Below are 11,930 nucleotides of genomic sequence, written 5' to 3' on the forward strand. Positions count from 1 at the left end.
ACTGAATGCTCTACACTCTCAGTTCAACACCACGAAGGGGAAAACTGATGTCAAAGATAAAAAGCTACGCCGCACCGCAGGCGGGTGCAGAGCTTGAGCTGTACGAATACGATGCAGGCGAGCTGAAAGCAGAAGACGTCGAAGTGCAGGTGGATTACTGCGGCATTTGCCATTCCGACCTGTCGATGATCGATAACGAGTGGGGCTTCTCACAATACCCGCTGATTGCCGGTCATGAAGTGATCGGTCGCGTTGTTGCCCTGGGCGATGCCGCACAGGATAAGGGGCTGAAAATTGGTCAGCGCGTGGGCATTGGCTGGACCGCCCGTAGCTGTGGTCATTGTGATGCCTGTATCAGCGGCAACCAGATCAACTGTCTGCAAGGGGCCACACCCACCATCCTGAACAACGGCGGCTTCGCCGACAAACTGCGTGCCGACTGGCAGTGGGTCATTCCTCTCCCTGAGCAGATGGATATTGAATCTGCCGGTCCGCTGCTGTGCGGCGGGATCACGGTCTTTAAACCGCTGCTGATGCACCACGTCACCGCCACCAGCCGCGTGGGGGTGATTGGCATCGGTGGTCTGGGCCACATTGCCATTAAGCTGCTGCATGCGATGGGCTGTGAAGTGACCGCCTTCAGCTCAAACCCGGCCAAAGAGCAGGAAGTGCTGGCGATGGGGGCTGACAAAGTGGTCAACAGCCGCGATCCCGAGGCGCTGACCGCTCTGGCGGGGCAGTTCGATCTGATCATCAACACCGTAAATGTCGATCTCGACTGGCAGCCCTACTTTGAAGCGCTGGCCTATGGCGGAAACTTCCATACCGTCGGTGCCGTGCTGAAGCCGCTCCCGGTTCCCGCCTTTACGCTGATCGGTGGCGACCGCAGCATCTCCGGTTCCGCAACGGGCACGCCGTACGAGCTGCGCAAACTGATGAAGTTTGCTGGCCGCACCGGTGTCGCGCCGACTATCGAGATGTATCCGATGTCGAAAATCAACGAAGCGATCCAGCATGTTCGTGACGGAAAAGCCCGTTACCGTGTGGTATTGAAAGCGGATTTTTGACGTCAATGTGTTGGGTGGCGGCCACGCCTTACCCGGCCTACATGTGCTTTGTAGGCCCGGTAAACGTAGCGCCACCGGGCGTTTCTCTACAACCGCACCAGAGCCGCAAACACCTCCGCCACCGCAACCGCGCCAGGATCGGCAACGCCCTGCAGATTCTCCTTATTCACATAGGATGAGCGCCCCGCTCCGGCTTTGCCCATGCTCGTCGTGGCATCTGCCCCCTCTTTTGCCGCCCTGACGGCAGCCTGAAGCCCCTCTTTCTGCCACGCTTCCAGCGCGGGCTGCAGCGCATCGATCAAGGTGCGATCGCCCAGATCGGCGCCGCCATAGTGCTTCATTTGCGCAAGCCCGGTCAGCAAAGCATCCGGCAGAGGCTTGCCGCTACGCAGCGCCTGCCCGGCGGCGGTAAAGAAGATCGACATCAACACCCCGCTCGACCCGCCCATCACCGTTGCCAGCCGCTCCCCCACCACCAGCAGCAGCTGCGGCAGATCGTTCAGCGGCAGGCGATCCTCCTCCAGCCATTGCGCAATGTCCCGCGCACCTTGCGCAAAGGTCGAACCGGTATCGCCATCGCCCACTTTCGCGTCCAGGGCGTTAAGGCGGTTTTCCAGGGCAATTAACCGCTCCGCCACCGCAGCGACGTGCTGCGCCACCTGCGCATTTGCCGACGGGGTAAATTCTACGCTGTCGTGCAGCGGGGTATGGGTCAGCGTACGCAGCGGCGCAAAGACGACGGGCTTTTGCCAGCCCAGCGTCTCCACCGGGGCGTTCAGCGCCTGCTCAAATGCCGCGTTCAGCTTCAGCAGCGATAACGAAAAGCCTTTCATGTCCAGCGAGCTCACCAGCGGCGCCGGGCCAATCAAATACGCAATCTGATCCTTCAGGGCGGAATGGGCCAGCTCTTTGGTCAGCAGCGCCATCTCCAGGGCCGACACGCCGCCGAGGTTATTGATCAGGATCGCCAGTCGCCCCTGCCCCGCCTACGCCAGCAGGGGTTGCACCAGCGTATCGATAATGGCTTGGCTGTTTTGTGTCTCTACCACCGAGGCCCCGGGCTCGCCGTGGATCCCCAGCCCCAGCTCGACATGGCCTTTTTTGATGCGCCCCTCTTCATCGTCGCTGCCCGGCAGATTGCAGGTCTGCATAGCCACACCCAGGCTCCAGAGATTATCGCAGGCCTGGCGGGCCATATCGCGCACCTCGTTTAGCGACTTGCCCTGTTCGGCAGCATACCCGGCTACCTTATGCACCAGCGCGGTTCCGGCGATGCCGCGCGGCTGCTTGTTATCCGGCAGGGCAATGTCATCGGCCACGATCACCATCTCCACTTTGAGCCCGTAGCGTTTGGCCTTTTCTGCCGCGAGGCCAAAGTTGAGACGATCCCCGGTGTAGTTTTTGACGATCAGCAGACAGCCCCGATCGCCCGTGACGGCCACAATGGCGCTGAGCACCGCCTCGACGCTGGGGGACGCAAACAGATCGCCGCAGACGGCCGCGGTCAGCATCCCTTTACCAACAAAGCCCGCGTGCGCCGGTTCATGGCCGGAGCCCCCGCCGGATATCACCGCCACGCGACTTTTATCCCAGTCGGCACGCACCACTACGCGGATAGCCGGATCGATATCCAGCCTGGCGAGATTGCCGTGCGGGGCGGAGATCAGCATCCCTTCAATGGCATCATTCACCAGCTGTTTGCGGTCGTTAAAGAAGAATCTGGACATAGCTTTCCAATATGTTGTTAACCGTATGCAAAAGCATAGTCCGCGCTGCGTAATGCGCTGCAAACTAAGAAATTGACACATTCATTTTGCCGGCAGGTTGCCTATACTCCACCCAGGATTCCACGAGGATGCGCATCATGAGTACACCCCTGCTGATTGCCCGGACGCCGGACACAGAACTGTTTTTGCTGCCCGCGATGGCAAACCGTCATGGTCTGATCACCGGCGCAACGGGCACGGGGAAAACGGTAACGTTGCAAAAGCTGGCCGAGTCATTTTCCACTATTGGCGTGCCGGTGTTTATGGCTGACGTGAAAGGCGATCTCAGCGGCGTTGCCCGGGAGGGGGCCGCATCGGATAAGTTACTCGAACGGCTGAAGAATATTGGCGTGACCGACTGGCAGCCGCAGGGCAACCCGGTGGTGGCGTGGGATATTTTTGGCGAGCATGGGCACCCAGTACGGGCGACCGTTTCCGATCTCGGCCCGCTGCTGCTGGCACGTCTGCTCGATCTGAACGAGGTGCAGACCGGCGTGCTGAACATTATCTTCCGCATTGCCGATGACCAGGGGCTGTTGCTGCTCGATTTCAAAGATCTGCGGGCCATTACGCACTATATCGGGGATAACGCCAAAGCCTTCCAGACGCAGTACGGCAATATCAGTCCCGCCTCCATCGGCGCCATCCAGCGTGGCTTACTCTCCCTGGAGCAGCAGGGAGCTGAACACTTCTTTGGCGAGCCGATGCTCGACATCCGGGACTGGATGCGAACCGACAGCAACGGCAAAGGTATTATCAACATCCTGAGCGCGGAAAAGCTCTACCAGATGCCGAAGCTCTACGCGGCCAGCCTGCTCTGGATGCTCTCAGAGCTCTATGAACAGCTACCGGAAGCGGGCGATCTGAACAAACCGAAGCTGGTCTTCTTCTTCGACGAAGCCCATCTGCTGTTCAGCGATGCGCCGCAGGTGCTGCTGGATAAGATCGAACAGGTGATCCGCCTGATCCGCTCTAAAGGAGTGGGCGTCTGGTTCGTTTCGCAAAACCCGGCCGATATTCCTGATAACGTCCTGGGCCAGCTGGGTAACCGCGTCCAGCATGCCCTGCGCGCCTTTACGCCGAAAGATCAGAAAGCGGTCAAAGCCGCGGCGCAGACCATGCGCGCCAATCCGGCCTTTGATACCGAGTCCGCTATTCAGGCGCTCGGCACCGGCGAAGCGCTGATCTCTTTCCTGGATGCCAAAGGCAGCCCATCTATGGTGGAGCGCGCGATGGTCATTGCGCCCTACTCCAGAATGGGGCCGATTAGCGACGACGAGCGTAACGCGCTGATCAACCATTCCCTGCTCTACGGAAAATATGAAGACCAGGTGGACCGGGAGTCCGCGTTTGAGATGCTGCAAAAAGGGGTGCAGGCCACCACAGAGCAGCAGCAGGCGCCAGCCGCTAAAGGCCAGTCCGTGGCGGTCGATGAGGGCATTCTCGGCGGGTTAAAAGAGATTCTGTTTGGCAGCACCGGGCCGCGCGGCGGTAAACGCGACGGGGTGGTGCAAACCATGGCGAAAAGCGCGGCGCGTCAGGTGACGAATCAGATTGTCCGCGGTGTGCTGGGCAGTTTACTGGGCGGACGCCGGAGATAGCGTGGGTACCCAGGGTGTGCCCAGCGCCGAGCCCTGCACGCCCTGCTCGTTCAGATAGCGGTCCAGCTCTACCATCCCCGTCCAGCGATTCTCACACCACAGCGGTGCCAGTAGCGTTGGGCGACGGGCGCTGGCGGAGATGCGGTGATAGACCACTTCCGGTGGTGTGTGGCGAATCATCTCCCCGGCGGTGAGAACATACTCGTCCAGCTCAATCCCGTTCAGCCGCCCGGCTTCCCACGCTTTCGCCATAATGCTGCCTCTGACGATATGCAGCGGGTGCAGCTTGATGCCATCCACGCCGGTCTCTACCACACTGTGCAGGGTTTCCAGTGCGTGATGCCGCCCTTCTCCCGGCAGGCCAACAATAAGGTGGGTACAGACCTTCAGCCCGCGCTCGCGCGCCAGCCGGGTGGTGCGCTGATAGCAGGCAAAATCGTGACCACGGTTGATGCGGTGCAAAGTTTTATCGTGGGCGGTCTGCAATCCCAGCTCCAGCCAGATCTCGTACCCCTGCGCTTTATATTCGCTGAGCAGATCCAGTACCGCTTCCGGTACGCAGTCGGGGCGGGTGCCGACGCAGAGCCCGACGATATTCGCCTGGCTCACCGCCTGTTGATACATCGACCGCAGCACCTGTACTTCAGCCCAGGTACTGGTATAAGCCTGGAAATAGGCCAGATACTGCTTCGCCCGGTTAACCCGCGTGGACTGATGGGCGAGCTGGGCAGCGATAGACTGGTACTGCTGCGCTTCGTCAGCAAAAGAGGCCACATTACAGAAGGTACAGCCGCCGCGTCCGATAGTGCCGTCGCGGTTCGGGCAGCTAAATCCCCCGTGGAGCGACAGCTTATGAACCTTTTGCCCGTACCGGCGCGAAAGATCCCCACCAAACATATTGACTAATTTCTGTAACTGCATAATCTGTTAGACCGCCCCGTTGAAAGGGGACAAGCCTGCCATTTTTAACCGCCGTCGGCGATGACCTGGATCAATCGCCCCGGCGCGCTTTTATCTTTTGAATAATTAACCAGGATAATTGCAATTTCATTCACCGCCTGCTTAATTACTTTTCCTTATGTTCTGATGGTTTTTTTCATTTATATCGTCTTTGCTGAAAAACAGTGACATCATGCGGGTTTTAGTAGCGTGACAGCATTTAATCCTGCTTAAATCGCACTATTTAGCATGCTACAGCGATAATACCGCTTTCATATAGTGAGTCAGATCACACTCCCCAAAAGCCCACAGCAAGGTTACAGTGATGTGAAAGCAGCTAAATATATATTTAAATCAATAACATAACCTATTGGTAGCACATATCTGGATAAATAAGATTGCCATTTGACCTGTGTACAGATTCCCGATAAGTTGGAAATCCGCTGGAAGCTTTCTGGATGAGCAGCCTGCTCATCATATTTATGCAGTAATTGAGATTCCCTCTGAAGCAAGTCCTCAAACTTGTTTACCTGCGCGAAAAGGATATTAAGAGGGCGAATGCGAGGTACGCGTATGAAGCGCAAACCCCGTCGCCATGCTCTTTCTGTGCCTGTGCGCCACGGTTCAGTGGGAAGCCCGACGAGCCTGGGGAGGTTCACTGATATGTTGTACGATAAATCCCTTGAGAAGGATAACTGTGGTTTCGGCCTGATCGCCCACATAGAAGGCGAACCTAGCCACAAGGTAGTGCGTACCGCTATACACGCACTGGCCCGTATGCAGCACCGTGGCGCTATCCTTGCGGATGGTAAAACCGGCGACGGTTGCGGTCTGCTGCTGCAAAAACCGGATCGTTTCTTCCGTATCGTGGCGGAAGAGCGCGGCTGGCGTTTAGCCAAAAACTACGCTGTCGGCATGCTGTTCCTGAATCAGGACGCTGAAAAAGCCGCCGTATCACGCCGCATCGTCGAAGAAGAACTTCAACGTGAAACCCTCTCTATTGTCGGCTGGCGCGATGTGCCAACCAACGAAGGGGTGCTCGGTGAAATCGCCCTCTCCTCGCTGCCTCGTATCGAGCAAATCTTTGTCAACGCGCCTGCGGGCTGGCGTCCGCGTGATATGGAACGCCGCCTGTTTATCGCCCGCCGCCGCATTGAAAAACGTCTCCAGGACGATAAAGAGTTCTACGTTTGTAGCCTCTCGAACCTGGTGAACATCTATAAAGGTCTCTGTATGCCGGCTGACCTGCCGCGCTTCTACCTGGACCTGGCGGACCTGCGTCTGGAATCGGCCATTTGCCTGTTCCACCAGCGCTTCTCCACCAACACCGTACCTCGCTGGCCGCTGGCTCAGCCGTTCCGCTATCTGGCGCACAACGGCGAGATCAACACCATCACCGGTAACCGCCAGTGGGCCCGCGCCCGTACCTATAAATTCCAGACCCCGCTGATCCCGGATCTGCACGATGCCGCGCCGTTCGTTAACGAAACCGGCTCGGACTCCAGCTCTATGGATAACATGCTGGAGCTGCTGCTCGCCGGCGGGATGGATATCGTCCGCGCCATGCGCCTGCTCGTTCCACCAGCATGGCAGAACAACCCGGATATGGATCCGGAGCTGCGTGCCTTCTTCGACTTTAACTCCATGCACATGGAGCCGTGGGATGGCCCGGCGGGTATCGTCATGTCCGACGGTCGCTTTGCCGCCTGTAACCTCGACCGTAACGGTCTGCGTCCGGCGCGCTATGTCATCACCAAAGACAAGCTGATCACCTGTGCCTCCGAAGTAGGCATCTGGGATTACCAGCCTGACGAAGTGGTAGAAAAAGGCCGCGTTGGCCCTGGCGAGCTGATGGTCATCGACACCCGTGGCGGTCGCATCCTGCACTCCGCGGAAACCGACAACGATCTGAAGAGCCGTCACCCGTATAAAGAGTGGATGGAGAAAAACGTCCGCCGTCTGGTGCCGTTCGAAGATCTGCCGGATAACGACGTGGGCAGCCGCGAGCTGGATGACGATACCCTCGCCAGCTACCAGAAACAGTTTAATTACAGTGCAGAAGAGCTGGACTCTGTTATCCGCGTACTGGGTGAAAACGGCCAGGAAGCGGTCGGCTCTATGGGTGACGATACCCCGTTTGCCGTGCTCTCCAGCCAGCCGCGCATTATTTATGACTATTTCCGTCAGCAGTTCGCGCAGGTCACCAACCCGCCGATCGACCCGCTGCGTGAAGCCCACGTAATGTCGCTGGCGACCAGCATTGGTCGCGAGATGAACGTCTTCTGCGAAGCCGAAGGCCAGGCCCACCGTCTGACCTTTAAATCGCCGATCCTGCTCTACTCCGATTTTACCCAGCTGACCACCATGCAAGAGGAGCACTACCGCGCCGACACGCTCGATATCACCTTCGACGTGACCGAAGCGAACCTCGAAGAGACGGTGAAAGCGCTGTGCGATAAGGCCGAACAGATGGTGCGTAACGGTACCGTTCTGCTGGTGCTGTCCGACCGTAATATCGCGAAGAACCGTCTGCCGGTTCCGGCGCCTATGGCGGTGGGTGCAATCCAGACCCGCCTGGTGGAGAAGAGCCTGCGCTGCGACGCCAACATCATTGTTGAGACCGCAAGTGCGCGCGACCCGCACCACTTTGCCGTGCTGCTGGGCTTTGGTGCGACGGCGATCTACCCGTACCTGGCCTACGAAACGCTGGCAAAACTGGTCGACACCAACGCCATCGAAAAAGATTACCGTACCGTGATGCTGAACTACCGTAACGGCATCAACAAAGGTCTGTACAAGATCATGTCCAAAATGGGCATCTCGACCATCGCCTCTTACCGCTGCTCGAAGCTGTTCGAAGCCGTTGGTCTGCATGATGATGTCGCCGATCTCTGCTTCCAGGGCGTGATCAGCCGTATCGGCGGAGCGGGCTTCAGCGACTTCCAGCAGGATCTGCTGAATCTCTCCAAACGCGCCTGGCTGGCACGTAAGCCGCTGGATCAGGGCGGACAGCTGAAGTACGTGCACGGCGGCGAATACCACGCCTATAACCCGGACGTGGTTCGCACCCTGCAACAGGCTGTCCAGAGCGGCGAGTACAGCGATTATCAGCAGTATGCTGAGCTGGTTAACAACCGCCCGGCGGCCACACTGCGTGACCTGCTGGCGCTGAACCCGGGTGACGAGGCTGTGAGCATTGACGACGTAGAGCCTGCGTCTGAACTGTTCAAACGCTTCGATACCGCTGCGATGTCCATCGGTGCGCTGAGCCCTGAAGCCCACGAGGCGCTGGCCGAAGCGATGAACAGCATCGGCGGCAACTCTAACTCCGGCGAAGGCGGTGAAGATCCGGCGCGCTACGGCACCAATAAAGTGTCGCGTATCAAGCAGGTGGCATCCGGTCGCTTCGGTGTGACCCCAGCGTACCTGGTCAACGCCGACGTGATTCAGATTAAAGTCGCTCAGGGTGCAAAACCGGGCGAAGGCGGCCAGTTACCGGGTGACAAAGTGACCCCATACATCGCCAAACTGCGCTACTCGGTACCGGGCGTGACGCTCATCTCCCCGCCGCCGCACCACGATATCTACTCTATCGAGGACTTAGCGCAGCTGATTTTCGATCTGAAACAGGTCAACCCGAAAGCGATGATCTCCGTGAAGCTGGTTTCCGAACCGGGTGTCGGCACCATCGCCACCGGCGTGGCAAAAGCCTATGCGGATCTCATCACCATCGCCGGTTACGACGGCGGCACCGGCGCAAGCCCGCTCTCCTCCGTGAAGTATGCGGGCTGTCCGTGGGAGCTGGGCCTGGTGGAAACCCAGCAGGCGCTGGTGGCTAACGGCCTGCGTCACAAGATCCGTCTGCAGGTGGATGGCGGCCTGAAAACCGGTCTCGACATCATTAAAGCGGCGATTCTGGGTGCAGAGAGCTTTGGTTTCGGTACCGGCCCGATGGTGGCGCTGGGCTGTAAATACCTGCGTATTTGTCACCTGAACAACTGCGCAACCGGTGTTGCTACCCAGGACGAGAAGCTGCGTAAGAACCACTATCACGGTCTGCCGTTCAAAGTGACCAACTACTTTGACTTCATCGCCCGCGAAACCCGCGAGCTGATGGCGCAGCTGGGCGTAACGCGTCTGGTGGATCTGATTGGCCGTACCGACCTGCTGAAAGAGCTGGACGGGTTCACGGCTAAACAGCAGAACCTGAAGCTTTCCCGCCTGCTGGAAACGGCTGAGCCTAAGGCGGGCAAAGCGGTCTACTGCACCGAGAACAACCCGCCGTTCGACAATGGCGTGCTGAATGCGCAGCTGTTGCAGCAGGCGAAGCCGTTTGTGGATGAGAAGCAGAGCAAAACCTTCTGGTTTGATATTCGCAACACCGACCGTTCCGTAGGCGCGTCGCTCTCTGGCTACATCGCGCAGACGCACGGCGACCAGGGCCTGGCTGCCGATCCGATTATCGCGCACTTCAGCGGTACCGCGGGCCAGAGCTTCGGCGTCTGGAACGCCGGCGGCGTTGAGCTGTACCTGACTGGCGATGCCAACGACTACGTTGGTAAAGGCATGGCGGGCGGTCTGCTGGCGGTACGTCCTCCGGTGGGTTCTGCCTTCCGCAGCTGTGATGCGAGCATCATCGGCAACACCTGTCTGTACGGTGCCACCGGTGGTCGTCTGTTCGCCGCAGGCCGTGCAGGTGAGCGTTTTGCGGTGCGTAACTCCGGTGCCATCACCGTGGTGGAAGGTATCGGCGATAACGGCTGTGAATACATGACCGGCGGGATTGTCTGCGTACTGGGCAAAACGGGCGTTAACTTCGGTGCAGGTATGACCGGTGGTTTCGCCTACGTACTGGATGAAGACGGTGAGTTCCGCAAACGCGTGAACCCGGAACTGGTGGAAGTGCTGGAGGTTGATAGCCTGGCGATCCACGAGGAGCACCTGCGTGGTCTGATTACCGAGCACGTGCATCATACCGGTTCCGTGCGCGGCGAAGAGATCCTGGCCAACTGGCCGGCGTTCTCTGCGAAATTCGCGCTGGTTAAACCGAAGTCCAGCGATGTTAAAGCCCTGTTGGGTCACCGTAGTCGTAGCGCAGCAGAGCTGCGTGTGCAGGCGCAGTAAGGAATTCAGATGAGCCAGAATGTTTACCAGTTTATCGACCTGCAGCGTGTGGATCCGCCGAAGAAGCCGCTGAAGATCCGTAAAATTGAATTTGTTGAAATTTATGAGCCGTTTTCCGAAGGCCAGGCCAAAGCACAGGCAGACCGTTGCCTCTCCTGCGGCAACCCGTACTGCGAATGGAAATGTCCGGTGCATAACTACATCCCGAACTGGCTGAAGCTGGCTAACGAAGGACGTATTTTTGAGGCCGCCGAGCTCTCTCACCAGACCAACACCCTGCCGGAAGTGTGCGGCCGCGTGTGTCCGCAGGACCGTCTGTGTGAAGGCTCCTGCACCCTGAACGACGAGTTCGGCGCGGTGACCATCGGCAATATTGAACGCTATATCAACGATAAAGCGTTTGAGATGGGCTGGCGCCCGGACATGACCGGCGTGCGTCAGACTGACAAACGCGTGGCGATCATCGGTGCCGGTCCGGCAGGCCTGGCCTGTGCCGACGTGCTGACCCGCAACGGCGTGAAGGCGGTGGTGTTTGACCGTCATCCGGAGATCGGCGGTCTGCTGACCTTCGGCATCCCGGCCTTCAAGCTGGAAAAAGAGGTGATGACCCGCCGCCGTGAAATCTTCACCGGCATGGGCATTGAGTTCAAACTCAACACCGAAGTGGGCCGCGACGTGATGCTCGACGATCTGCTGAAAGATTACGACGCCGTATTCCTGGGCGTGGGTACCTATCAGTCGATGCGTGGCGGGCTGGAGAACGAAGAGGCGCCGGGCGTATACGACGCGCTGCCGTTCCTGATTGCCAACACCAAGCAGCTGATGGGCTATGGCGAAACCGCCGACGAGCCGTTTGTGAGTATGGAAGGCAAACGCGTAGTGGTGCTGGGCGGGGGCGATACCGCGATGGACTGCGTGCGGACCTCCATTCGTCAGAATGCGGCACACGTAATCTGCGCATACCGTCGTGACGAAGAGAACATGCCGGGCTCAAAACGCGAAGTGAAAAACGCGCGTGAAGAGGGCGTGGAATTCCAGTTCAACATCCAGCCTCTGGGTATTGAAGTGAATGCCAACGGCAGAGTGAGCGGCGTGAAGATGGCGCGTACCGAGATGGGAGCCCCGGATGCCAAAGGCCGTCGCCGCGCCGAGATTGTGGCTGGTTCGGAGTTTGTGATCCCGGCTGACGCGGTCGTCATGGCGTTCGGTTTCCGCCCTCACAGCATGGAGTGGCTGGCGAAGCACAGCGTCGAGCTGGATTCACAGGGCCGCATCATCGCCCCGGAAGGCAGCGACAACGCGTTCCAGACCAGCAACCCGAAAATCTTCGCCGGTGGCGATATCGTTCGCGGTTCAGACCTGGTGGTGACCGCCATTGCCGAAGGCCGTAAAGCAGCTGACGGCATCATGAACTACCTCGAAGTGTGATCCTG

General features: G+C 58.7%; 5 protein-coding genes and 1 pseudogene. 4 read left to right on the forward strand and 2 right to left on the reverse strand.

Features of this window, described 5'->3' with window-relative positions; translation table 11 throughout:
- The first annotated feature begins 47 nt into the window (after positions 1 to 47).
- Entirely contained in the window at positions 48 to 1,067 is a 1,020-nt protein-coding gene (locus GNG29_RS20430) for an NAD(P)-dependent alcohol dehydrogenase (RefSeq protein ID WP_103177204.1), read from the forward strand.
- 86 nt (positions 1,068 to 1,153) lie between these two features.
- Here the strand turns inward: GNG29_RS20430 and GNG29_RS20435 are convergent.
- Positions 1,154 to 2,794, reverse strand: a pseudogene (locus tag GNG29_RS20435) (dihydroxyacetone kinase subunit DhaK).
- 137 nt (positions 2,795 to 2,931) lie between these two features.
- Between GNG29_RS20435 and GNG29_RS20440 the strand changes: the two are divergent.
- On the forward strand, positions 2,932 to 4,434 hold the full coding sequence (locus GNG29_RS20440; RefSeq protein ID WP_156655281.1) for a helicase HerA-like C-terminal domain-containing protein: 1,503 nt from the start codon (positions 2,932 to 2,934) through the stop codon (positions 4,432 to 4,434).
- Here the strand turns inward: GNG29_RS20440 and GNG29_RS20445 are convergent.
- Entirely contained in the window at positions 4,411 to 5,355 is a 945-nt protein-coding gene (locus GNG29_RS20445) for a TIGR01212 family radical SAM protein (RefSeq protein WP_103177206.1), read from the reverse strand. The two genes, GNG29_RS20440 and GNG29_RS20445, sit on opposite strands and share 24 nt — an antisense overlap.
- 681 nt (positions 5,356 to 6,036) lie before the next feature.
- Here GNG29_RS20445 and gltB point away from each other — a divergent pair.
- Together gltB and gltD are read left to right on the forward strand one after the other, a co-directional pair.
- On the forward strand, positions 6,037 to 10,497 hold the full coding sequence (gene gltB, locus GNG29_RS20450; protein ID WP_156655282.1) for a glutamate synthase large subunit: 4,461 nt from the start codon (positions 6,037 to 6,039) through the stop codon (positions 10,495 to 10,497).
- Positions 10,498 to 10,506: 9 nt separating this feature from the next.
- Positions 10,507 to 11,925 (forward strand): glutamate synthase subunit GltD, encoded by a 1,419-nt coding sequence (gene gltD, locus GNG29_RS20455; RefSeq protein WP_103177208.1) that lies wholly within the window; start codon positions 10,507 to 10,509, stop codon positions 11,923 to 11,925.
- Positions 11,926 to 11,930 lie beyond the last annotated feature (5 nt).

Origin of the sequence: Leclercia sp. Colony189, from assembly GCF_009740165.1 — a bacterium.
Classification (GTDB): domain Bacteria; phylum Pseudomonadota; class Gammaproteobacteria; order Enterobacterales; family Enterobacteriaceae; genus Enterobacter.

Excerpts from the sequence above, each read along its gene's own strand:
- GNG29_RS20430 (WP_103177204.1), top strand. The coding sequence starts at position 48 with ATGTCAAAGATAAAAAGCTACGCCGCACCGCAGGCGGGTGCAGAGCTT.
- GNG29_RS20440 (WP_156655281.1), top strand. The coding sequence starts at position 2,932 with ATGAGTACACCCCTGCTGATTGCCCGGACGCCGGACACAGAACTGTTT.
- GNG29_RS20445 (WP_103177206.1), bottom strand. The coding sequence starts at position 5,355 with ATGCAGTTACAGAAATTAGTCAATATGTTTGGTGGGGATCTTTCGCGC.
- gltB (WP_156655282.1), top strand. The coding sequence starts at position 6,037 with ATGTTGTACGATAAATCCCTTGAGAAGGATAACTGTGGTTTCGGCCTG.
- gltD (WP_103177208.1), top strand. The coding sequence starts at position 10,507 with ATGAGCCAGAATGTTTACCAGTTTATCGACCTGCAGCGTGTGGATCCG.